Here is a 23,398-nt window from a genome sequence, read left to right as displayed (position 1 = left end):
TAGGGCTGTCGGCTTGGTGGGCCGTGCTGGGCCGAGTGTCGTTGGGCCGACTGGGGGGCGCGTCGCGCTTGCCGGTGGGGTCGGCTGGGCCGGCCGGGGGTGTGTCGGGGCCGTTCGGGGTGGCCGGGGTGGCCGGGTCATTCGCAAGGGGAGCCGGATCTGTGGGGGGTTCGCCGGGGTCGGGAGGTGTGATCGCGGTCGGCGGCGCGGCCCGGGAGTGGTGTGCGGCGTCGAGCGACGGGTCGCTCGGGGTGAGTGGGGCCGCGGCGGGGAAGTTCGCCGGGATCACGGATCGCAGGGTGGCCGTGGTCGGCGGCTCTTCGGGTACGGCGACCGCGTCGGGATCGGGCGACTCCGCCAGGGAGGGGATCGGAGAGGTGGCGGAAGCGGGGGGTTCCGCCGGGCTCCGGCGTACGGCGGAGCCGGTGGCCGCGTCGCCCGGAAGCCCGTAACGGCGATCGCAGACATTTCCTGAAATAGGTGGAGAAATCCGGCTTTCCTCGGTGGCGCGGGCAAACCTTGCCCGCTCCGAATGGCCCGTCGAATCCTCCGGCGCCCCGGCGAGACCGCTTATCAATTGCGGGGAAAGCACCATGGGAAGCACGCCGGGAGGCCGGAGGGCGACGTCCCGGGATTCGGGGGGAGCCGCGCCGCGGGCTGTGCCGTACGAGGGGGAAGGGGTATGGCTGAAAGGCACCGGTGAAGTGCCTGATGGAAGACAGTTTTGGGGAATGTGAGGTATGTCGCTGGGGGGCGGACCGCCGAAGGCGTGCGCCGCGTTGATGACTCCGGTGAGCATGGGGGCCGCGAGGCTCCCTGTCAGCACCACCGCGCCCAGCAACCCCTTGCGCCGCGTCATGCGAAGAGTAATAGCACGTTACATATGGCCATCGGGGGCATCTTCAGAATGCGAGAGGAAACACTCAGGTAGCGCTTGTCGTATAGAGGAATGCCGCTTTGCGGAGACGTCATATGGGGAGATGCCGGGCCGGTGGATAAACATGTCTTTACGGTAAATGACCAATATGTCGGACCAGGTGCCACGCGCCCACGCCGGGCGGTGCAAGCCGGGCGTGTGGAACCAAAACCGACACCTCGCGCGTTGAGAGATTGCAACGGCCGGGTAGATCGCACTTGGACTGGGTTTCAGTCGACCGGACGTGGCAGAGAGGTGCCGTGATGGCGAAGACAGGTCGCGCCGCAGCGGTCTGGCGCGCATACCGCGATGTGAACAAGCCGGGGTCCCCCCCGATCGGTGCGCGTATCCGGGCGCTTCCACGACTGGTCAAGGGCGTGGCCCAGGGCCGGTATCCGCACATGGGCCGAGGCAGACTCGCAATGATGGCCCTCGGCGTGCTCTACATCATCTCCCCGATCGACCTGATCCCCGACTTCCTGGCACTTGTCGGGGTCGCCGATGACTTCGGTCTTTTCCTGTGGCTTGCCGGATCGCTCCTCGGCGAGAGCGGGCGCTACGTGCAGTGGGAGCAGCAGGCCCAGGCCCCTTACCCGGGAGCCCCGCGCATGGAGACCCCCTACCCGGGGAGCGCTTACCCGGGGAGCTCTGGCCCGGGCACGCCCTACCCGGGGGCACGGGACTAAAGCCGCCAACCTCGTTGTCGGCGGCGTCGTCGGCGGCCTTGAGCCGTGGTCAGATCTGCTCCATCCGGAGCCACGCCCGCGAGGGCAGGGGGTGGCCGAAGAGCCGGGCGGCGTTGCCGTACGCGACGCGGGCGATGTCGGCGGGTGGGAGAGTGCCGAGATTGCGGGCGATGGAGCGCTGCGTGTCGGGCCAGGTGGAGTCGGAGTGCGGGTAGCCGCTTTCCAGCAGGACCCGCTCCAGGCCGACGGCGAGACGCACGCCGGAGAGCGCGTGGTCGTTGAGCGTCCCGAAGTAGAAGTTGCGGCGCAGCACCTCGCTGGGCTTCAGCCCACCCTCCCAGGAGGTCTCCTGGGCCACGGGGTGGTCGAGGGCGTGGTCCGCCCGTTCGGCGAGCATGGGGAGCCAGCCGACGCCGCCTTCGACGATGAGGATGCGCAGGTTCGGGAACCGCAGCGGCACGCCTGACCAGAGCCAGTCGGCGCAGGCGAACATGGCGCTGGCGGGGATGAGCGTCGTGATCGCCTCGATGGGGGTGTCGGGCGAGGGAACGGGGGCCCATGAGGCGGCGCCGGCGTGGAGGCAGACGACGGTGCCGGTCTCCTCGCAGGCGTCGAAGAACGGGTCCCAGTAATTCGTATGAATGGACGGCAGACGCAGCCGTGACGGAAACTCGGGGAACAGTACGGCCTTGAAGCCCCGTGAGGCGTTCTCCCGGATCTCCTTGGCGGCTATGTCCGGGTCCGAGAGCCAGGGGAGCTGCAGGGCGATGATGCGCTCGGGGTAGGTGCCCGCCCAGACATCGACATGCCAGTCGTTCCAGGCTTTAAGTACAGCAAGGCCGAGATCCTGGTCGCGCGTCTTGGAGAAGAGCATCCCGGCCTGCCCGGCGAGCATGCCGGGGAAGCAGAGTGAGGCCCAGACGCCGGCCCGGTCCATGTCCTCGATCCGGGCCTCGATGTCGTAGCAGCCTTGGCGCATGTCCTCGAAGCGCACCGGGTCGAGCGTGCGTTGTTCGCTGGGGAGTCCCGCGCCGACGTCGAGCCCGGCGCACGAGTAGGTCGCTCCGCCGTATCGCCACACCTGATGCCCGGACTCGGTTTCGACGACCTTTGGGGCCAGGTCAACATACTTTTCGGGCAGGCGATCGGTGAACATGTCCGGAGGCTCGATCAGGTGATCGTCAACCGAAATGATCACATAGTCCCGCCGCCTCGGTTCGGGGTCAGCGGGCAGCGGCGTAGTCACAGTAAAACCGTACGACGCTGGCATAACACCTAACAACCTGCGAGGTCTCCGGTTGGTATCCGTTACCTCACCCTAGTGGGCCCTCTCGCTCAAGGGACGCACCTCGCCAAACCTGGGTAGTCAGCAACGAACCCATCCGAGCTGAAAGAGAGCTCGGCCTCGAAGCCTTCGCTCTCGTAGCGCACATGCCCCGGTCGGACGTGGGTATAGCGCTGTTCGTCCCGTACAACCGACAGGTACGGCATGCTCACCCAGGCCATGACGAAGTCGACCCTCCCCGGAACCTTCAGGAGGTGGTGGCGGAGCACAGGCATGGTGTTGGTGAGCGGCGAGAGACCGAGATCACAGTCGAGGGCGTCGGCGAAACGCCGGGGCTCGCCGCCGGGGAGCGGCTCCTCAAGCTCCCCGTCCGCCTGGGCCTCACACGACCACCGGCCGTCCGCCGACCGGCGCAACTCCAGCGAACGCCACCAGCCCTCACCGGACGACCAGGCCGTGAGCGCCTCCGTCGTGAGATCGGGAAAGGTGCGCAGTGAGTACTCCAGGCGGTACGGCATGGGCTCGGCGCCGATGGCCACCCCTGTGGCCGACAGCCCCTCGATGAGCTCCACGTCCGCGTATTCCGCCCCTGCCTCCTTCATCCACACCAAAGACCGCATGTCCGCCTCCTCAGGCGTACGCCTCGTTACCTCCCAGCGTACGGAGCACCTGCGGGGCGCCCGGGGCGATCAGTGCGGGCTGGGTGAATCGCTCAAGGCGGGCGAGCCTGCCGAGTCCTCTGAGTCCTCTGAGTCCTCCGGGTCCTCTGAGTGCTTTGAGTCGGATGTGCCGGCCGAGTCCCGTACGGCCGAGTCCCGTACGGCCGAGTCCCCTGAGTCTGAGTTCAGGTCCGCTGCGGTGGCGCTCTGCTGTCTGTCGGCCGCCTCGCGGCGGATGAGCAGGATCCAGCCGCCGATGGCGACGCCGATGAAAAGCCACCACTGCACGCCGTACGCCAGGTTGAGCCCTCCCCCACCGCCGACATCGGGCGGGGGGACGGGGTCGGGCGCCGTGGCCGCGGGCGGTGTCTGCGAGGTCAGCTCGACGTATCCGCCGAGCAGCTTGTACGGCAGGCGCGCCCCGATCGCGGGCACGTCGATGAGCAGGACCTGGCCCGGCGGCAGCCCGGCGCGGTTTCTCACCCCGCTGCTCTCCTCGGTCTCGCTCAGCCGCAGGCGGCCGGTGACGTGGACCTGGCCGGAGGTGGGCGGGGGGACGTCGGGGACGGCGTCGGCGCTGGCCCCCGCCTTGACCCAGCCCCGATTGACCAGAACGGCCTGTCCCTCGCCGAGGACGAGGGGTGTGAGAACGTAGAAGCCGGTCTGCCCGTGCTGTGGGCGTCGCCGTACGAGCACCTGATTGCCCGCGTCGAAGCTGCCCGCCACGGTGACCGGGCGGTGTTTGTCCTCGGGGCGTGCCTGCGCGCCCGCCGGGAGCAGCGTGGTGACCGGGACCGGTTTGGCCGCGAGGTTGGTCGAGGCGAGGTCCGTGGCCGACGATTCCTCTTCGAACCGGCCGAACTGCCATTGACCGAGCAGCACGAAGGCCGGAATGACCAGCAGCACCACGACGTGGAGCACCAGCCAGCGCGGGGTCAAGAGGAACCGGTACACGTCCCAAGGTTAGGTGGCCAGGGGAGCGGTCCCGTCATCGCGTCGCCGAGTCGTCCACCAGGCGTCCACCGGCCGTCCCTCCGGAGGGGGCGGCCGGTGGACGGTCATCGCCCGGTCCGGACCTGCGTGGTCGCTCTGGAAAGGAAATCGAGCCCTCGTGGCCTTGGCATCGGTGTCCGTGGTTCGTTGAATACTCGGCGTGACTTCCCTCCAATGCCGTTTGCAGAAATGTACGGCCATTACCAGAAACATGCGGCCATTCGCTGTGATGGGCGGGGTACTGATGGGCGGGGTACTGATGGGCAGGGTAGTGATGGGCAGGGTGCTGATCGGCGGGGTGCTGATGGGTGCCATTGGTGCGGGTGAGTAAACTTGCGTGAGCTTTCCGGAAAGATGCTTCCGAATGCTTTCGTCCTCGCGGCCGAGAGCATCGGGGCAGGGGGATCCCGGCAGGTCGGGTGGTAGATCGGCTTTGTCGAGATGAGATGAAGAAAGCTCACGCTGCGTGATCCGGCCGGCCGCCCCTCAGGCTCAATGATCATGTGTTAGCCCTGTTCAGCAGGGAAAATCGCGGCGTATTTGCGGAACAACGTTCTGTTAGCTCACCATTGAGTACGTGAAGAGTGTCAAGAACGGACGCGACGGACGAACCCGGATCATTGAGGGTGCTCTCCGCAGGTTCAGCCAGGACGGGGTTTCGGCCACCACCTTGGCGAGCCTCCGCGAGGAGAGTGGTGTCAGCGTCGGCAGCTTCTATCACCACTTCGCCAGCAAGGAGCACGTCTACGGCGTGCTTTACGCGGAGACGCAGGCGATGTACCAGCAGGCTTTCATCACCGAGCTGGAGAAGCACACCCACGCCCGCGACGGCATCAGGGCCGTCGTGGTCAGGCACATGTCCTGGTGCGGAGAGCATCCTGAGCGGGCCCGCCTTCTGATCAGCGAACGTCCGCCCCGCAAGCAGGAGCCCGGTGGCGGTGAGGTGTCCGAGCAGCGCCGCACTTTCTCCCGGCAGGTGTCCGTGTGGTGGGAACCGCACCTGGAGGCAGGACTCCTTCCCTCCCTCCCCTCCGCCATGTGGTACTCGATCTGGCTCGGGCCGGCGAAGGAAATGTGTCGCATGTGGTTCGCGGGAGCCCACCAGCCGACTCCCGAAGAGATCGAGGCGCTGAGCGACGCGGCGTGGTTCAGCCTGCGTTGCCCTGGCGCCCCCGACGTCTGAGCGCGCCTCGCCGTTGATCTCAGGGGGCCGGCCGACGAGCCGGCCTCCGGCCGTACTGATGGCCTTGAGTAGTTTGCCCCCGCTTCGCCAATCGCGCGGGGGACACGCCGTGAACGCACGGCAGTGCACGCTTTGAGCCACACACCCCTTTAGAGCTGTTTGTCGGGTCGGGCGTCGGCCTCCCCGGTGGGGCTTTGTGCTGCTTGTCGGTGTTCGTACCCCATGGCACTCCCATGGCACCTCGCGCGAAGTGCCTAATTCACTACCGCCTCGTGCGAGGGATCCGCCAAACCTGCTCTGCCGCCGGTCTATGCGTGGCATGATTATCACTCTCAGCCGTAGGAATGATTTTCATAACCAGATTGGATCGATGTGTCGTGAGGGTTGCGTTCGTTGGCAAGGGCGGCAGCGGCAAGACGACCCTGTCCGCGCTCTTCGCGAGATACACGGCGGCCCACGGCGGCCCGGTCGTAGCGATCGACGCGGACATCAACCAGCACCTGGCCATGGTCCTCGGGCTCGGTGAGCACGAGCTGCCCAGGACACTCGGCGGACACCTGCCTGAGATCAAGGACTACCTGCGCGGCGACAATCCGCGCGTCGCCGACACCGCGTCCATGGTCAAGACCACGCCTCCGGGGCGCGGATCCCGCCTGCTCCGGCTCGACGGGGACGACCCGATCCACGAGGGGTTCGCCGTCACCACCGCCGAGGGCGTGCGGCTCATGGTCACCGGGCCCTTCACCGAGTCCGACCTCGGCGTGTCGTGCTACCACTCCAAGGTGGGGGCCGTCGAGCTCTACCTCAACCACCTGGTCGACGGCGCGGGCGAATACGCGGTGATCGACATGACGGCGGGCGCCGACTCGTTCGCCTCCGGGCTGTTCACCCGGTTCGACCTCACCGTGCTCGTCGCCGAGCCGACCCGGCAGGGCGTCGGTGTCTACCGGCAGTATCGCGACTACGCCGCCGACTTCGGCGTGTCCATCGCCGTCGTCGGCAACAAGGTGCACGGGCCCGGCGACGTGGACTTCCTCCGCGACCACGTGGGCGACGACCTGTTCGTCTGCTTCGAGCACTCGGCCGCCGTGCGCGCCATGGAGCAGGGCCGCCCGTTCACGCTCGCCGACCTGGAGCCGGCCAACCGCGACGGACTCGCCCGGCTGCTCGACCGGGTGGACGCGCAGCCCAAGGACTGGGAGAAGTTCGGGCGGCAGACCGTGGAGTTCCACCTGCGCAACGCCGAGGCGTGGGCCAACCGTGCGACGGGGGCCGACCTCAAGGCGCAGATCGACCCGGAGTTCGTGTACGGCCCGACCCCGTTGGCCGTCACCGGGTGACATGACGCTCGCCGCCGGGTCCCGTGGCGGCGCGAGCCGTACGGGACCCGTGTCGTCAACTACCGGAAGCCAGACACGCCAGATAAGCCAGACAAGCCAGAGAAGTAGGAGAAAGCATGTCGCTGACCGTTCCGAACACCCTGCTGGACCAAGCGAAGGCCGGCGAGGTGGACCACGAGGCGTTCGTGGCCTGCGTGCGTGATTCGCTCCCGTACGCGTGGGCCACCATCAGCGGCCTGGTCGCCGAGCGTGAGCGGACCGGCGCGTCCTTCGCCGACAACCAGGTGCCGCCGCCGGACGAACAGGCGCGGGGGGAGCTGCTCCGCTGCCTGGCCAGCGACGCCATGCGTTCGGCCCTGGAGCGGCATTTCGGGGTGCACTTGGCGTTCCAGAACTGCCATCGGGTCGCCGTCTTCGCTCCCGCGGCGACCGGCGAACTCCAGGAGTTCACCTCGCCGCGCGCTCAAATCCTGAACCAGAGCCCGGCGCTCGTGGACTGCTGAACCCCTGAGCCGCGCTGCCTGAGAAAGGGCTTCTCGGGCAGCACGGCCTTTTCCCGGAGGGTGACGCGCGTCGGGGAGGCACCGGGGGCCCAGGTGGTTTGTCTGCGTTCACCTATCCCCATGGCAGTGCTGCCGTTCTTCCGAATTCAGGTTGCCCCGTGGGAAAAGCGCTTATGCGCGCAGCCCGTCGCCTGCGAGACCCCGGTGCATATCCTTTCCGCCGACTAGCCGAAGAGCGATAGCTGTCCTTCACCGGCCAGGCTGTTGCGGTGTTTTTTCAGGTGCCGCCACCGCGGAAGGTCGTCCAGATAAGACCACGACAACCGGTGGTGCGCTGTTGGCCCGTGTTCGGCGAGGGCGGCCTGATGCGCCGGGGAGGGATAGCCGGCGTTGTCGGCGAAGCCGTATTCCTCGTGCCCGAGCGCGGCCATGTGGGCATCGCGCCGCACCTTGGCGATGACGGAGGCGGCGGCCACGGACACGCAGGTGAGGTCGCCCTTGACCTCGGTGCGCACGGGCCACGGCGAGCCGAGGTAGTCGTGTTTGCCGTCGAGGATGACCACGTCGGGGCGCACCGGCAGGGCGTCGAGGGCGCGCCGGGCGGCGCGGCGGAGAGCCTCGGTCATGCCGAGCTCGTCGATCTCGGCGGTGTCGGCGTCGCCGCAGGCATGGGCGGTCGCCCAGGCGGCGACCTCGCCGGCGAGCGCGACGCGGCGGGCGGGTGACAGCAGCTTGGAGTCGGTGAGCCCGTCCGGCGGCTCGGACAGGTCGGTCACGACCGCGCACACGGTGACGGGACCGGCCCAGGCGCCTCGGCCGACCTCGTCGACTCCGGCGATCACCGCGGATCCGGCGGCGCGCAGCAGATGCTCGATGGCGTAGGTGGGTGCCACAGGCCATGACCTTAGTAGCGGTAGGCGAGACTCACCGACTCGATCTCCCCGGCGAGCTCTCGGGCGGCGCCGTGCAGGGCTTTGAGGGTGACCGAGACCGCCGGCCTTTTGATGCTGGCGCGCCGGACGACGGCCAGGACGACGCGGCCGGTGTGGCTGGTCGGCAGGTGCCGTACGGCGATGCCGCCCACGCCGGCGGCGAGGGTCAGGCCGGGGACGACGGCGATGCCGAGTCCTTCGGAGACGAGCACGAGCAGGGCGCCGAGCCCTTCGAACTCCCACAGGATGTCGGGGGGCTCCCCGTCGACCGCGCCGATGAGCCGGTCGAAGTGGATGCGGGAGGGTTCACCCGCGGGCGCGGCCATCCAGTTCTCGTTGCGCAGGGTGGCGACGTCGATGATGTTCGTGCTTTCGGCCAGGGCGTGGTCGCTGGGGAGCACGAGCACCAGCGGGTCGTGGAGCAGGGGGAAGAACCGCAGCGTGCTGGAATTCCGCTCCACGGCGTCGTTGTCCCAGATGTCGATGAGGGCGATGTCGGCGTCGCCTGACTGCACGTCCCGTATGGCGTTCTGGGCGTGACCTTGGCGCATCCGCAAGGTGAGCTGTTCGTATCTGCGCAGCGCCCGGGCCAGGATCGGTGCGAAGGCGATGGCGCCGGTGGGAAACGCGGTGACGACAACGCGCCCGCTGGGGATGTTGCCATGCGAAGATAGGTCGGACTTCGCCTCTTCGACCAATGACAGGATTTGTTCGGCGTGGCCGACAAGTCGTCGGCCCGCGTCGGTGAGTTCCGCGCTCCGCGCGGTGCGGTCCAGAAGAGCTGTGCCGGCCTCACGTTCAAGCTCGGCGAGCTGCTGGGAAACGGCCGAGGCACTATACCCGAGATAAGTGGCCGTCGCCGCGATACTGCCCCGTCTTGCAAACTCGCAGAGCAGGACAAGTCTTCGTAAATCAAGCATCGGTCCTCCTTAACCTACCCCCGAAAACTTCCGCTTGCGGTGATGCACGAACACCTACACCCTTGAACCTGTCCGACGCAAACAATGCACTGCGCAGCGAGGTCCAAGCGGCTGTTTCTTCGCAGCGGTCGTGACGTGTGAGCCATGGGTCTTTGCTCGTGAGGATGAGTCATATCCAGCAGTGGGCATTTTCCGTGAAAGTGCTGGTTCGCGGAGCTCAGCGCCGCAACGGTTGACCAGTGAACTCACATCACAAACGAGAAGGCTTATTGGAGACATAGGCGCTCCTTGGCAAAATCGGAGGGTTGACCGATGAACGTGCCCCTCTCCGCGACTCTCGCGGCGAATGAGGAACTCCAACGAAGACGACATGCCGGGGAACGGGTGCTCCACCTCGCGTTCGGAGAGGCCGGTCTGCCCGTCCACCCCGCGCTCAGCGAACGGCTCTCGGCCGCGTCCGGGCACAACGGCTACGGGCAGGTCGCCGGGGTCCCCGTGCTGCGGGAGGCCGCGGCGGGTTACTGGGAGCGGCGCGGACTGCGCACCGACCCCGACCTCGTGGTGTGCGGCCCCGGAAGCAAGTCCCTGCTCTACGGGCTCCTTCTCGCGATCGGCGGCGACGTGGTGCTGCCCAAGCCGAGCTGGGTCAGCTACGCGGCCCAGGCCGAGCTGGTGGGCGTACGTCCGATCATGCTTCCAGCGCCTCCCGGCGAGGGTGGGGCGCCGGACCCCGATCTTGTGGCCGAGGCGGTGCTGACGGCGCGGGCCGAGGGACGCACTGTCGGCTCGATGCTGATCACCCTGCCCGACAACCCCAGCGGCACGCTCGTACGGCCCGGCACCGTCAAGCGACTGGTCCAGACGGCCCGCGACCTCGACCTGGTGATCATCTCCGACGAGATCTACCGCGACCTCGTCCACGACAACCTCGCGGGTTACCTCAGCCCCGCCGACCTCGCGCCGGAACGCACCGTGATCACCACGGGCCTGAGCAAGAACCTCGCGCTCGGCGGCTGGCGCATCGGCGTGGCGCGGCTGCCGGACGAGGCGCACGAACTGCGCGCGCTGCTGCTCGCCATCGCCAGTGAGATCTGGTCGTGCCCGGCGGTGCCGGTGCAGCAGGCCGCCGCCTACGCGTTCACCGAACCCGAGGAGCTCAGGGACCGGGTGGTGGCGAGCCGCAAACTGCACGGGGCGGTCGCCCGCGCGGTTCACGCGAGGTTCATCCGAGCGGGGGCCGCGGTGTCGCCGCCCCAGGGGGGCTTCTATCTCTATCCGGACCTTGGACATCTGCGCAGCAGGCTGGGGATACGCACGGGTGCGGAACTCGCGGCCCTGCTACTTGATCAATACGGGGTCGGGGTGCTGCCCGGAGAGGTCTTCGGCGATGACCCGGCCGCGATCCGCGTGCGGGTGGCCACCAGTCTGCTCTACGGGGACACCAGCGAGCGCCGCCTGACCGCGCTCGCCGCCGCGGATCCGCTTTCACTCCCATGGATCGCAGGCGCACTCGACCACCTGACAGAGGCACTGTCGGACTTGGCCGCACCAAGATCGGTGACAAACCTGCGTAGGCGCCGCTCGCTGGTGCCTGATCCCGTCACCGGCTGATCGGGGGCCCACCCGGCGTCAAGGCGTTGTTCTGAGGGGGAGCTTCGCTCTCGGCGCCGGGTGGCCTACGAGGTGCTCGCGGGCGACGCGACAGCCCGGCTGGATGATCCGGCCGGGCTGTTCGTCGTGACGTCAGGTCCCTGTGGTGTGACTGCCGCGCCTGCGTCTGCTCGTGATTCACTAAGGGCGTGCTTGTCGTGCTGTGCCGTACGCCGGGTACGACCGCCCCCGCTGTCCTGGGGCCATACCCATTGGTTATGGCAAGCATCCCGTTGTCCGTTTAACGCCCGATCAATGCTCAATCAACGGTCCGTCGTGTGAGGCGAAGACGCCCGGCGGGGATGTGACCGGGGGTGTCCGGATGTGGACGCCGTCCGGTTGTCGGAGGATACGGCGGGCAGCGCGGGGGGCGCTGCCTGTGGAGGAACGGTGGTTCGATCTATCATTTGTCCATAAAATTTCCCTTAGCGCTGGAGAACGTTGGCATGGCTGGTCAGGGCAGCGAGGAGGGTTTGCGCTTCGCCGTCCTAGGCCCCGTCCAGGCATGGCGCGACGGCACCGAACTCGACCTCGGCACCCCGTTGCAGCGTTCGATCCTCGCCATGCTGTTGCTGAGGGAAGGGCGTGCGGTCACCCCGTCGGAGATGATCGACGCGGTGTGGGGGGAGGAGGCGCCCCCGCGTGCGCTCGGGGCGCTGCGGACCTACGTTTCCCGGCTCCGTGCCGTACTCGAACCCGACAGATCCCCCCGCTCCCGGCCCGAGCTGCTCACGTCAGTGGGAAGGGGATACGCGCTCCGCGTCGCGGAGGGTTCCCTCGACCTCGCCCGTTTCGAACGCTCGGTCGGCACCGCCGAACTCGCCCGGCGCGGCGGCGACCTCGTCAGCGCGGCGGCCAGCCTGCGCCGGGCGCTGGACCTCTGCGGCGGTGAGCCGCTGGCCGGAGCCGTCGGCCCCTACGCCGACCACCAGCGCGACCGGCTGGTCGAACGGCGCATCAGCGTCGTCGAAACGCTGATGGACATCGACCTCGAACTCGGCCGCCACACCGAGGTCGTCTCTGAACTCCTGATGCTCACCGCCGAGCATCCGCTGCGCGAACGGCTGCGCGCCCAGCTCATGCGGGCGCTGTACCGCTGCGGCCGGCAGGCCGAGGCCCTCGCCGTCTTCACCGACACCCGCCAGGCGCTCATCGAGGAGCTCGGCATCGAGCCCGGCCCCGAACTCACCTCACTCCACCAGCGCATCCTGTCCGCCGACCCCACGCTCACCCCCCGGGAGCCCGTACGGCAGGAGCCCCCCGAGCCGCCCACCCCGCACGCCTCGACCGCCCCGCCCGCGGCCGGGCAGGGGGCGCAGCCGCCGCGCGGCGAGACCGACGGCTTGGGCATGCCGGACATGCCCAAGCCCGCCCAGTTGCCGGCGGCGGTCAATGACTTCACCGGCCGGCAGACACTGATCAACCGCCTGCGCGCGATGCTGTCGTCGGGCGGCGCCGAAGGGGTGCCGATCGCGGCCATCTCCGGGATCGGCGGGGTGGGGAAGACCACGCTCGCCGTCCACGTGGCGCACATGGTGCACAGCCTGTTCCCCGACGGCCAGTTATACGCGGACCTGCGGGGCTACACCCCCGAGCCCGCCGCCCCCGAGTCGGTGCTCGGGGGGTTCCTGCGCGCGCTCGGCATGCCCGCCGACCTGGTGCCCGACGGCCCGGCCGAACGGTCGGCGCTGTTCCGTTCGCTGCTCGCCGACCGGCGCATGCTGCTGCTCCTGGACAACGCCCAGGATGCCGCGCAGGTCGGCATGCTGCTCCCCGGCACACCCGGGTGCGCGGCGATCGTCACGAGCCGCGGCAAACTCGCCGACCTGACCTCCGCGCGGCTTGTCGACCTGGACGTGATGGAGTCGGAGGAGGCGCTGGCGCTCTTCTCGGCCGTGGCCGGCCCCGAACGCGTCGCCGCCGAGCAGGCCGCCGCGATGGACGCCGTCGCGGCGTGCGGTTTTCTGCCGCTCGCCGTACGCATCCTGGCGGCCAGGCTGGCCGCCCGGCCCTCGTGGACGGTGGCGTCGCTGCTCGGCCGGCTCGCCGACGAGCGGCGACGGCTGGACGAGTTCAGGGTCGGCAACCTCGCGGTCGACGCCACGTTCGCCCTCGGGTACGGCCAGCTCGACGCCGTGCAGGCGCGCGCGTTCAGGCTGCTCTCCCTGCCGGACGGCCCCGACATCTCGGTGGCCGCCGCGGCGGCGGCCCTGTCGCTCAGCGAACTCGACGCCGAGGACGTGCTGGAGTCGCTGGTCGACACGAGCCTCCTCGAAGCGCCGGCGCCGGGGCGCTACCGGTTTCACGACCTGCTGAAGCTGTTCGCCCGCCGCAAGGCCGAGGACACCGAGACGCCCGAGGCCGTACGCCAGGCGATGGAGGGGCTGCTCGGCTACTACCTCGCCTCGGCGCGCTCGGCTCACCGCCTCGCCTACGAAGGCAGCATGATCGCCAGTCGGCTCGTCGCCACGGGCACCGGCCGCGCCTTCACCTCCGCCGACGAATCGGTCGCCTGGCTCACCGCCGAGTCGGATTCGCTGTTCGCCGCGATCGCCTACAGCGCCGCCGCGGCGACGATGTCGGAAGGGCTGCTCCCCACGGCCGACCTGCTGCTCGCTATGGAGCCGCTGCTGGAGTCCGGCACACATATGCATGAGTTCGACAAGCACGCCCGGCAGGTGCTCGCCGCCGCGTTACGCATCGGCGCACCGGCGAGCGAGCTGCGGACCCGCTATGTGCTCGGTCGGGTGCTGTTCGGGGCGAATCGCCTCGACGAGGCCGATGAGCAGTTCCAGGCCGCCTACGAGCTGTCCTTGACCACAGGCGGCCGAGGCGGCGGCGGCGATGACGGTGATGGCGGCGACGGCGATGGCGGCGGCGACGGCATCGTCCTCGGCGAGGTGCTCAGTGCGATGGCGGTGGTCGCCGGGCGGCAGCGGCGGCACAACGAGGCGCTCGGCCTGTTCGACCGGGCCGCCGCGGCCTACCGCGAGCAGGGCGCGCCCGCGGGCGAGGCGCTCGTGCTCAGCTACTCGGTGCGCGACCACCTCGGCCTCGGCCGCGCCGAGGAGGCCATCGCCGCGGCCGAACGCGGCCTTGCGATCTTCACCGAGTTGGGCAGCGGCGCGGGTACCGCTCGGGCCCGCTACCACCTCGGCATCGTGCTGTCCCGCGTCGGACGCCTCAACGAGGCCGTCCACCACCACGCCGAGTGCCTCGCCTTCTTCCGCGCCGGAAACCAGCGGGTCTGGGAGCAGCGGGTCTGCTTCCGCCTCGCCGAGACCTTCCTGGCCGCCGAACGCTACGGCGACGCCGTACGCCACGCCGAGGAGGCGCTCACCGTGAGCCGCGAGATCGGCCACCCGTACGGCGAGGCGCAGGCGTTAGGCGTGCTCGGCCGGGCCCTGGCCGGGCTGGGCAGCAGGTCGAGAAGCCGGGACTGCCTCCGGCGCGCGCATGACATATTCGCCCGCATCGGGGCCCCCGAGGCCGAAGACCTCAGCGTGCTGCTCAATCTGGGCGTAGGCGGTCGAGACCCGGTATGACCCGGGGATTTCCAATCCGGCGAACAGGTCATCGTCCAAACGCGTCATCCAAACGTGGTTGATCAACGCCACTTCCCCGTTCTGTCGGTGATCACCTGGCAGTGGAGATGCCGTCCGCGGGAGCGACGTGGGGGCGACCTCGCCTGATCCACGTGAAGGAGCGGCCTCGCGAACGGTGTCCGGCCGGCCGCCTGACCACCGCGTGGCGCTAGGGGGCCCGTGTTAACGGATGCGCCGTGCGGCGGCTAGCCGCCTCACAACGACGACCGGCCGGACTGCGGGGCGAGACCCCGAACCCCCCGGGCTCGCCGCCACACCCAGAGCTTCCCGGGGATCGTTCAACATTGGATTGATGCCTGATTAAAGGAAGAATCCCTCGGCGATCAACGGCCGGATCGAGGACGGAGACGCCGGCTCGCCGTCGGTGAGCTCGGCGATGGCCGACAGAAGCGGGGCGAGCGGGAGAGAGCCGTCGCACACCCCGGCGAGCGCGGCTGCAACGGTGCCGACCCGGCGCGTACGGCACAGCCCGCGCGTCTGCCGGAGCACGATGTGCGTCGGGTCGTCGGCGCCGGGCACGCCGATGCGCTCCTCAACGACGCCCTCCGCCACGCGCAGGCACGCGGCGAGAAGCTCGTCGTCGCTGAGCCGGTGGGCCGTCGTGACGGCGTCGAGCACCTCCTGCACATAGCCGCCGACCGGCAGTTCGACCCGCTGCGCCAGCTCTTCCACCCGGACGACCGGGTCGAGGGTGCCGGTGTTCTGGAGGACGATCCACCCGAACCCGATGGCCTCCACGCCGAGTTCCTCGAACCACCCGAGCCAGCGGTCGTAGCGCTCGCGGTAGGCGGGTGTGCCCTGTTCCGCCGAGTCGCGCAGCCACAGTTCGACGTATTCCGCGGGGTCCTGCACATCCCGCTGTACGGCCCAGCCGTCGCAGCCGGTCTCCGCCATCCAGCCGCCCACCCGGTCGTGCCAGTCCTCCCCGGCGACGTGGAGCCAGTTGGCCAGGATCGCGCAGTGGCCGTCCGGAGCCAGATGGCGCGGCGCGTCCCGGACGAGGGTGCGGCAGAAGTCGTCGGCCCGTTCCCCGGATTCGCGGTAGGTGAACCGCCCGGTGGGCGCGATCACGAAGGGCGGGTTGGAGACCACGAGGTCGAACAGTTCGCCGTCGACGGGGTCGAACCCGGAGCCGAGCCGGGTCTCGGCGTTGGTCACCTCCGACAGCCCGAAGCTCAGCCGGGCGAGCTCCAAGGCGCGCGGGTTGACGTCGGTGGCCACCACGTGGGTGCTGCGCCCGGCCAGGTGGAGCACTTGGACGCCGCAGCCGGTGCCGAGGTCGAGGGCCCGGTCGGCCCGCCGGGCCGGGATCAGTTGGGCGAGGTTGGCGGAGGCGCCGCCCGCGCCCACCACGTGGTCGTCGCGCAGGCCGGGGTCGCCGGGCCGTACTTTGCGGTCCGACACCACGTAGCCGGTCTCCCAGGGTTGCAGGTGGACCGTGGCCCGCACGTCGGCTCCGTCGGCCGCGAGCAGGCCGGCCGCGAGCAGGTCGGGCAGGGGCAGCACGTCGCGGACGGCGGATTCGGGCACGGCCGTGCCCAGCCACCACAGGCGGATCAGCGTCGCGAGCGGATCGCCGTCGCGGGTGGCGCGCAGCGCGGGGACGAGTTCCTCGCGGGCGAGGGCGCCGCCCGCGACGGCGCCGAGGCGGTCGCGGACGCCGTCGAGGGTGTAGCCGGCGCGCAGGAAGCTCTCGCGCAGCCGTACGAGCAGGGAGTTCACCGGGCCCATCCTGGCATCCTCGACGGGGCGCCCGCGCCGTGCGGCCTGCCTGGGTGGCTGTCCCCGCAGGCCAGGATTTTTGTCATTCTTAATGATTCTCTGCGTGCATTGTCGGATAGTGAGTGAATGGACTTTCCTTGAGTGACGTGACAACCCCGTAGTGTCACTACGGACCCGGATAAGTCCGACCTCTTATTGTCACGTTCCAGCGCCGTACCGGTAAGCAGATAGTAGTGAGCCTGTTACATGTCGGGGTAAGCATTCTGCAAGCGGCACTCAAGTGAGTGGCACACAATCTCAGGTGTGCCGCCCCGTCCCCCCTGAGGAGCGGATCCACCGTGTTGATCCCCTGTCTGGCCTGTGAAACAAGATTTCGGCCTGATGAATATTTCCGTGCCTGCCACGACTACAACCGCGGCATGGACCTGGTCGCCTGGACGTGTCCGAGGTGCGGCAATCGCGATGACCTGAGAGTCCTGCCGGGAGAGCTGGGTTTCGGCTATCCGCGGCGCGGGCGCTTCGCCGTAGACGACCGCATCCGCGTGCCCGGCCTCCGTCGGCAGCGAGGCGACCTGCGGCTCGACATCACCCTCGACACGAAGGTGTGGCGCGTCCACTCCCGGCTGCGCCACCTGGCGGCCGTCGGCTGAAAACGTGGCCACCTGACCCGGGTCATGCCCCCGAACCTCGGGTCAGGTGGCCATCCCGTTAGGGGGGCGTCCAGATCTTGATCAGCCGCCGCCACCACGAGGCGCTGTAGTACACCTGCATGTCGCGACGGAGCGCCGCGAGCGTGGCGCGCACGTTGAGCGTCTGCGGGTGCCCCGGGCTGAGCACCCGCTCGCAGTCGGAGAGGGTGCGCTCGTAGAGCGTCGCCGCGCGGTTGAGCCGGCCGACGGTCTGATACGCCGTGGCGAGGTTGTGGCGACTGGTGAACGTGTCGGGGTGGTCGGGACCAAGCACACGTTCGCGCTTGGACAGCGATGACTTGTACATCGCGATCGCCTCGTTCATACGCCCGATCAGCTGGTACATCGCGGCCAGGTTCGACATGCAGGTCAGGGTGTACGGATGGTCTTCGGCGAGCAGCCGCTGGCAGTCGGACAGCGCTTTCTCCAGCACCGTGACCGCCTCGTCCACGCGACCGGCCGCCTCGTAGGCCATCGCGAGGTTGTTGAGCCGGCTCAAGGTCTCCGGGTGGCCCTCGCCCAGCACGCGCTCGCTGTCGGCCACCGTGCGTTCGAGCAGGGGAACGGCGTCCTTCGCGCGTCCGGCGTCGCGGTAGGCCGTGGCCAGGTTGTTGCGTCCCGACATGGTGTCGCGGTGGTCGGAGCCGCACAGCCGCTCGAAGTCCGCAAGGACGCTCTCGTAGAGCGCGATGGCCTTGTTCACGTCTCCCGCCGCCCGGTAGGCGTTGGCCAGGTTGTTCTGGGTGCGCAGTGTGTCGATGTGGTTGTCGCCGAGGACGCGTCGCCGCCCCGCGAGCGTGCTCTCGTGCAGGGGGATCGCCTGGTCCGGACGCCCGGCCTTGGCGTGCGCCGAGGCCAGGATGCTCCGGCTCATCAGCGAGTCCGGGTGGTCGGGGCCGAGCAGCCGTACGCGCTGGGCGAGCGTCTCGGCGAGCAGCGGAAGCGCCCGGGAGAGGTCGGCGAGGTTGACCAGGTACTGCCCGCACCAGTGTTGTAAGTCCAGCACGTCGAGGTAGCGAGGGTGGTGCGGGGGCACGTTCGCGGATAACGCCATGCACTGGTCGACCAGCTCCTCCACATCCGCCCGAGCCGACCACGTCTCCGCACCTTGCGGGATGATCGCGTTGAACCTCTTCAGGTGGGCGAGTGCCCCCATGATCGCCGATTCCGATTCGCCGAGCCGCTCGGCGCGGTCGCGCAGGACACGTTGTACGAGCCGGTGCATCAGGATGGTCGCGTCGTCCTCGCTGCACGTGATCAGGGAGGCGTCGGCCAGCGCCGACAGCAGGTCGTCGATCCGGGTGCGGCGCGTCGGGTCCGGTACGGCGCCGCCGTACAGCAGCCTGCGCCTCACCCCGGCGGGCGAGAGCACCGCGAGCACGTTCAGCAGGTCGTGGGCGTCCGGCCCGATGTGGGCCACGGCCTCGGCGGACAGGAGGATGGCCTGTGCCGTACCGGTGGGGTGGCCGTCGCCGGGGGGAGGGTGGTCGGCGAGGGGCACGGCGCTCAGCAGGTCGAGGTATTCCTCGTAGCCGATGCCGCGCCCGGCCACCACCGCCGCGGCCTGCGCGAGGGCGAGGGGCAGGTAGCCGAGTTCTTCGGCGATGAGCGACGCCCCCACCTCATCGGTGGATCCGGTGCGGGCCTGGAGGAACGCCACGGCCTCGGCCGGGGTGAACACCTCGACGTCGACCGGCGGATAGAGGCGTTGGAACGCCCGGTTCCGTGAGGTGATGACCACGTGGGCCGGTCCGGTCGGCGGGCACCAGCGGTGGATGTGCTCGACGTCGACCGCATTGTCGAAGACGAGCAGCGACGGCCGTGAGGAGTCCGCCAGCCACTTCTTGGCCTTCTGCGCCGCGGCCGTGGACCCGTCGTCGGCTCCGCGCAGGCCCAGGCGGCCGGCGAGGCTCGCAAGTCCCGCGATGATCTGCCCCTCGGTCTCCGCGGGCACCCACACCACCGCCTGCCAGCCCGCGGCGTGGCAGGCCCAGGCGTAAGAGGCGGCCAAGACGGTCTTGCCCACACCAGGTGTGCCCGTCAGCGCGCTGACGACCGCCGATCCCCGGCCCGCCACCTGGTTGTGGAGCAGGTGGAGCAGGGCCTCGCGGGGTTGGAAACCCGGCGGCTGCCGAGGGATATCACCCTCGATGATTTGCAGCGTTTTAACGGGAGATGTTCGGCGCCTGGATATCGGCATATCACCAGCGACATGGGCAATCTTCATGAGATCCCCATGAATCACGGACTCCGCGACGCATTGGAGCGTGGGATACCTAAACCTAGAAGTCGACATCGCAACCTAACGTGGTTGAGCCGGACAGTGGGACCCCTCAACCGCTCAGGCGCTGCCGCGGGCTGCGCCTGAACTGCCGAGGGCAGTGACGCGGACACAACCCGACGATGGGAGGTGAATAGGCTGTAAGGCCCTGCTATCCTCCACGTGGCATCGCGCATCTTTCCTCATCCCCGGAATACTATCGTCCGTTTTAATGGCTGCGCTTGGCTTAAATATATAAAAGTGCAATGAATGCCAGCATTTCATTTGAAATGTTCAAGAAACTGGTGTCAGATCCCCTGTCAAGGGGCAGATTCGGCCCTGGCGCGAGGGGGACGGATCGCGGAAGCGGGAGACGAGCCACGACGTGAACGAGGCGGTGACGACGCCGAACGGAGCTGGTTCCGGTGACCACGAGGACACCGCCTACCAGGCGGCCCTGCCGGGAGGGCGTCACCACAGGGCGTCACCACAGGGCGTCACCACAGGGCGTCACCACAAGGCGTCACCACAAGGCGTCACCGAAGGGCGTCACCGTAGGTCGCGATGGTGCTTCCGGATGCGCCGCGCTCGACGGAGAGCACTGATAGGGCGGAGCACACCGGCAGGGCGGCGGAAAAGCCGAGCAGGATATCTGCGGAACGTTCCCATTCTGCCGCTCGCTCGGCCCGAGACTCGGCCCGAGCCCCGGCCTAAGCCCCGGCCTGAACGGGGGAGCGGCATGTCCCCCTTCTCCGCAGGGCGGCGTCGCGCCGCAGCCGTGTTACGGAGAGTGGGATCGGGCGGTCAGGCGGGCGGCGATGCGCCGGTCGGTCGCGTGATCACGGCCGTGTCTCCGGCCGGCCGCCGCTCACCGTCCCCGCCGCGATGTGGGCCAGGGTGATCTCGGTGAGCAGGGTCTCCTCATGCTCGCGCAGTGCGCTCCACACATCGGCCAGAGGGCGGGCCACACCCGGATAGCCGCCGTGCTCGGCATGCTCCGGGGCGCCTTCGACGACGGCGATGACATCCGCCAATGTGATCTGATCGGCCGGCCTGGCCAGCCAGTATCCCCCGTCGGGCCCCCGCTGGCTGTGAATCAGTCCGGCCCGGCGCAACTGGAGCAGGATGTTGTCCAGGAAACGCCGGGGGATGTTCTGAGCGGAGGCGATCTTCTCTGCGGGCACCGGCCCGGGCGGTGCGACCGCGAGTTCGGTGACCGCCCGGAGCGCGTATTGAGTTCTCGCGGAGATCCGCATGACCGCCTTTCAGTTGCGGGCCTGGTGGAGGCCCCAGCGGCGGCGGAGCGAGGTGTCGGCCGCCTCGAAGACCATGTCCACCACGATCCCGATGAACAAGATGATGATCATCGTGGCCAGCAGTCCCGCGGAGTCGGCGAGTTCACGGGCATAGTGAAGCTGCTCCCCGATGGACGCCTGATTGGCGATGATGACCAGGAGTTCGCCCGCCATGAGCGAGCGCCACGCGAACGCCCAGCCCTGCTTGAGCCCCGCGAGGAACGACGGGAGCGAGGCGGGCAGGATGACGAGCCTGTAGAGCTGAAGCCGCCGGAAGCCCAGCATGTGGCCGGCGCGGAGCAGGATCGGCGGCGTGTAGTCGACTCCGGCGATGAGCCCGTTGGCGATGGAGGGGGCCGCGCCGAGGATCACGACGAACAGGATCGCGGTCTCGGTGAGACCGAACAGCAGGATGGACAGCGGGAACCACGCGATCGACGGCATCGTCTGCAGACCCGTGATCAGCGAGCCGACCCCGGCCCGCAGCGGCCGGATGCGGGAGACGAGCGCGCCGATGATCAGGCCGATCAGCATCGCGAGGGCGAAGCCGACCAGGGCGCGGCGCATGGTGACGGCGACGGCGCTGTAGAACTCGGGGTCGGCCAGCCGGGCGCCCAGCTCCGGGATGACCGTGGTCGGCCCGGCGAGCACGTACTCCGGCCAGCGTCCGCTGAGCACGACGATCTCCCAGACGGCCAGGACGAGGAGCACCGCGATGCCCATGGGCCACAGCCGGCCCCATAAGCGGCCCGCGATGCTCCCTCTCTGCTTGCCGCCCAGTTCGAGGGCGTCGAGCCCGGCGATTTCCGCCGACAGCCGGTCGGAGGCGTTGTTCTGCGTTTCAACGGCCATGGCGGGCCACCTCTCCGGCGGTTGGTTCAACGTGCATGCCGTACCACTTCTGTGCGCAGGTGGTCGGTGATCTCGGCGGCGATGCGGGCGACCTCCGTGGAGTCGGTACGGCGGGGCCGCGCGAGCGTGACGGGGAAGTCCTGGACGACCTTGCCGGGCCGGCTGCTGAGGAGGACGACGCGGTCGCCGAGCCGTACGGCTTCGCGCACGTTGTGCGTGACGAAGAGCACGGCCAGGGTGCGTTCCCGCCAGATGCGTTCGAGCTCGTCGTGGAGCAGGTCGCGGGTCATGGCGTCGAGCGCGCCGAACGGCTCGTCCATGAGGAGCACGTCGGAGTCTTGGGCGAGGGACCGGGCCAGGGCGACGCGCTGGCGCATGCCGCCCGACAGCTCGTGGGGGCGCTTGTCGCCGAACCCGCCGAGGTGGACCATGTCCAGGAACTCCAGGGCGCTGGCGCGTCGCTGGCGTTTGTCGAGCTTTTTGGCCCGGAGGGCCATTTCGACGTTCGCGGAGACGGTCAGCCAGGGGAACAGCGCGGGCTCCTGGAACATGAGGGAGACCCGGCGCCCGTCGAGGTCGATCTTGCCGGCACTCGGCGCGTCGAGGCCGGCGACGAGCGAGAGCATGGTGCTTTTGCCGCAGCCGGAGGCGCCGAGCAGGCAGACGAACTCGCCCTGCGCGACGGTGAGGTCGACGTTGTCGAGGGCGAGGATGCCGGCCTTGCCCGTGCCGTACATCTTGGAGACACCGGCAAGCCGGACCGCGGGCGTGGCGCCCTCGGGCCGGCTTTCGGTGTGCTCTGTGAGCGGAGCTGTCATTTGTCGGCGACTCCCTGCTGTCCCTTGGCGGTGAGGATCTCGTTGAGAACCTTGAGGTCGTAGATCCCGTTCAGGTCGACCGGTTCGAGCAGGCCCACCTTGACGGCGTGGTCGGCGCTTCCCACGAGGGAGGAGGCGATCGGGTCGTTGGTGAAGGTGATGTTCTTGAAGGCAGGGTCGAGGACCTCGGGCTTGAGCGGCTTGCCGGTGAGCTTCTCCAGGGCCGCGTTCACGGTCTGCGCGGAGCCCGCCGGGTCGGAGGCGATCTGGGCGTTGGCCTCCACGTGGGCCTCAAGCAGCTTTTTGACGGTGTCGGGGTGCTGCTTGGCGAACTCCTGCCGGACGATCAGGTGCGTGATCACGAACTGCTTGTTCGGCCAGAGGTCCCGCTCGTCGACGAGCACCTTGGCGCCGCTCTCCTTGATCAGGCGGCTGGCGAACGGCTCGGGCACCCACGCGCCGTCGATGTCGCCGGTCGCGAAGGTCTGGAGGGTCTGGGAGTTCTCCTGCGGAATGATCGAGACGTCGCCGCCGCCCTGGGTGTTGGTCTTGAAGCCCTTCTCCTGGAGGAGGTAGCGCAGCGCCACGTCCTGGGTGTTGCCGAGCTGCGGGGTCGCGATCTTCTTGCCCTTGAGGTCCTCGATGGACTTGATCTCGGGCTTGACGACCAGGTAGACGCCGCCGGAGGCCGAACCGGCGATGATCTTGATGGCCTGGCCCTTGGAGCGGGCCCAGGCGTTGATCGCGGGGTTGGGGCCGATGTAGGTCGCGTCGATGGCGCCGGAGAACACCGCCTCGATGGCGGCGGGGCCGGCGTTGAAGGTGCTGGTCTTCAGGGCCGTGCCGCTGCCGAGGTGCTTGGCGAACAGCCCCTTCTCCACACCCACGAGCGCCGTCGAGTGCGTGATGTTGGGGAAGAAGCCGAGCCTGACCTCCTTGGGGGCGCCCGCTCCGGCGCCACTTGGTGACGTGGTGCTTGCGGTGTCGCCCCCGCCGCAGGCAGCCGCGAGGGCGGTCACCGCGATGGCGGCCAGCGCGGCTGCGATCCCGCGTACCCTGCGAGCTCTCATGAACTTCTCCCTTATTCCTA

Annotated in this window: 19 protein-coding genes; 8 read left to right on the top strand and 11 right to left on the bottom strand. The window is 68.9% G+C overall.

Annotated features, from left to right (window positions below; all coding sequences use genetic code 11):
- The first annotated feature begins 161 nt into the window (after positions 1–161).
- On the top strand, positions 162–452 hold the full coding sequence (locus BLQ73_RS21930) for a hypothetical protein (protein ID WP_143020369.1): 291 nt from the start codon (positions 162–164) through the stop codon (positions 450–452).
- Between the two features lie 727 nt (positions 453–1,179).
- The gene (locus BLQ73_RS21925) at positions 1,180–1,602 is read left to right on the top strand and encodes a YkvA family protein (RefSeq protein WP_093172884.1); all 423 of its coding nucleotides are present in this window, start codon (positions 1,180–1,182) and stop codon (positions 1,600–1,602) included.
- Positions 1,603–1,651: 49 nt separating this feature from the next.
- Here BLQ73_RS21925 and BLQ73_RS21920 read toward each other — a convergent pair whose 3' ends face one another.
- The 3 genes from BLQ73_RS21920 to BLQ73_RS21910 all read right to left on the bottom strand — a co-directional run bounded on the left by BLQ73_RS21920 (position 1,652) and on the right by BLQ73_RS21910 (position 4,500).
- Entirely contained in the window at positions 1,652–2,848 is a 1,197-nt protein-coding gene (locus tag BLQ73_RS21920; protein WP_093172835.1) for an amidohydrolase family protein, read from the bottom strand.
- A gap of 89 nt (positions 2,849–2,937) precedes the next feature.
- A complete protein-coding gene (locus tag BLQ73_RS21915) occupies positions 2,938–3,507 on the bottom strand; it encodes a putative glycolipid-binding domain-containing protein (RefSeq protein WP_093172833.1) in 570 nt (189 codons plus the stop codon).
- 69 nt (positions 3,508–3,576) lie between these two features.
- Positions 3,577–4,500, bottom strand: coding sequence for an SURF1 family cytochrome oxidase biogenesis protein (locus BLQ73_RS21910; protein ID WP_093172831.1), 924 nt, complete (start codon positions 4,498–4,500; stop codon positions 3,577–3,579).
- A 616-nt stretch (positions 4,501–5,116) separates the two neighbouring features.
- On the opposite strand from BLQ73_RS21910, the gene BLQ73_RS21905 reads away from it, so the two are divergent.
- The 3 genes from BLQ73_RS21905 to BLQ73_RS21895 all read left to right on the top strand — a co-directional run bounded on the left by BLQ73_RS21905 (position 5,117) and on the right by BLQ73_RS21895 (position 7,565).
- Positions 5,117–5,722 (top strand): TetR/AcrR family transcriptional regulator, encoded by a 606-nt coding sequence (locus BLQ73_RS21905; RefSeq protein WP_093172829.1) that lies wholly within the window; start codon positions 5,117–5,119, stop codon positions 5,720–5,722.
- A 377-nt stretch (positions 5,723–6,099) separates the two neighbouring features.
- Positions 6,100–7,062, top strand: a complete 963-nt coding sequence (locus tag BLQ73_RS21900) for an ATP-binding protein (RefSeq protein ID WP_093172827.1) — start codon at positions 6,100–6,102, stop codon at positions 7,060–7,062.
- 116 nt (positions 7,063–7,178) lie between these two features.
- Positions 7,179–7,565, top strand: a complete 387-nt coding sequence (locus tag BLQ73_RS21895) for an SCO5389 family protein (protein WP_093172825.1) — start codon at positions 7,179–7,181, stop codon at positions 7,563–7,565.
- A gap of 224 nt (positions 7,566–7,789) precedes the next feature.
- On the opposite strand, the gene BLQ73_RS21890 is transcribed toward BLQ73_RS21895, so the two are convergent.
- Together BLQ73_RS21890 and BLQ73_RS21885 are read right to left on the bottom strand one after the other, a co-directional pair.
- The gene (locus tag BLQ73_RS21890) at positions 7,790–8,458 is read right to left on the bottom strand and encodes a ribonuclease HII (protein ID WP_093172823.1); all 669 of its coding nucleotides are present in this window, start codon (positions 8,456–8,458) and stop codon (positions 7,790–7,792) included.
- A gap of 11 nt (positions 8,459–8,469) precedes the next feature.
- On the bottom strand, positions 8,470–9,417 hold the full coding sequence (locus tag BLQ73_RS21885) for a LysR family transcriptional regulator (RefSeq protein ID WP_093172821.1): 948 nt from the start codon (positions 9,415–9,417) through the stop codon (positions 8,470–8,472).
- 312 nt (positions 9,418–9,729) lie between these two features.
- Between BLQ73_RS21885 and BLQ73_RS21880 the strand changes: the two genes are divergently transcribed.
- Both BLQ73_RS21880 and BLQ73_RS21875 read left to right on the top strand, forming a co-directional pair.
- Complete coding sequence (locus BLQ73_RS21880) at positions 9,730–11,028, top strand: pyridoxal phosphate-dependent aminotransferase (RefSeq protein WP_093172819.1); 1,299 nt, start codon at positions 9,730–9,732, stop codon at positions 11,026–11,028.
- Positions 11,029–11,513: 485 nt separating this feature from the next.
- Positions 11,514–14,612, top strand: coding sequence for an AfsR/SARP family transcriptional regulator (locus BLQ73_RS21875; protein ID WP_093172817.1), 3,099 nt, complete (start codon positions 11,514–11,516; stop codon positions 14,610–14,612).
- Positions 14,613–14,972: 360 nt separating this feature from the next.
- Here BLQ73_RS21875 and BLQ73_RS21870 read toward each other — a convergent pair whose 3' ends face one another.
- Positions 14,973–16,403 (bottom strand): DUF7059 domain-containing protein, encoded by a 1,431-nt coding sequence (locus BLQ73_RS21870; RefSeq protein ID WP_093172815.1) that lies wholly within the window; start codon positions 16,401–16,403, stop codon positions 14,973–14,975.
- A 410-nt stretch (positions 16,404–16,813) separates the two neighbouring features.
- On the opposite strand from BLQ73_RS21870, the gene BLQ73_RS21865 reads away from it, so the two are divergent.
- Positions 16,814–17,044, top strand: coding sequence for a hypothetical protein (locus BLQ73_RS21865; protein WP_245691262.1), 231 nt, complete (start codon positions 16,814–16,816; stop codon positions 17,042–17,044).
- A 58-nt stretch (positions 17,045–17,102) separates the two neighbouring features.
- On the opposite strand, the gene BLQ73_RS21860 is transcribed toward BLQ73_RS21865, so the two are convergent.
- The 5 genes from BLQ73_RS21860 to BLQ73_RS21840 all read right to left on the bottom strand — a co-directional run bounded on the left by BLQ73_RS21860 (position 17,103) and on the right by BLQ73_RS21840 (position 23,378).
- A complete protein-coding gene (locus BLQ73_RS21860; RefSeq protein WP_176955589.1) occupies positions 17,103–19,310 on the bottom strand; it encodes a tetratricopeptide repeat protein in 2,208 nt (735 codons plus the stop codon).
- 872 nt (positions 19,311–20,182) lie between these two features.
- Entirely contained in the window at positions 20,183–20,599 is a 417-nt protein-coding gene (locus BLQ73_RS21855; RefSeq protein ID WP_093172809.1) for an RrF2 family transcriptional regulator, read from the bottom strand.
- Positions 20,600–20,608: 9 nt separating this feature from the next.
- Positions 20,609–21,490 (bottom strand): ABC transporter permease, encoded by an 882-nt coding sequence (locus BLQ73_RS21850; protein WP_093172807.1) that lies wholly within the window; start codon positions 21,488–21,490, stop codon positions 20,609–20,611.
- A 26-nt stretch (positions 21,491–21,516) separates the two neighbouring features.
- Positions 21,517–22,308 (bottom strand): ABC transporter ATP-binding protein, encoded by a 792-nt coding sequence (locus BLQ73_RS21845; RefSeq protein ID WP_093172805.1) that lies wholly within the window; start codon positions 22,306–22,308, stop codon positions 21,517–21,519.
- Entirely contained in the window at positions 22,305–23,378 is a 1,074-nt protein-coding gene (locus BLQ73_RS21840; protein ID WP_093172803.1) for an ABC transporter substrate-binding protein, read from the bottom strand. Before BLQ73_RS21840 ends, BLQ73_RS21845 begins: the two co-directional genes overlap by 4 nt.
- Between the last annotated feature and the right edge of the window lie 20 nt (positions 23,379–23,398).

Origin of the sequence: Sinosporangium album, assembly GCF_900100605.1 — a bacterium.
Lineage (GTDB): Bacteria > Actinomycetota > Actinomycetes > Streptosporangiales > Streptosporangiaceae > Sinosporangium > Sinosporangium album.
This window is presented reverse-complemented; position numbering and strand designations above follow the sequence as displayed.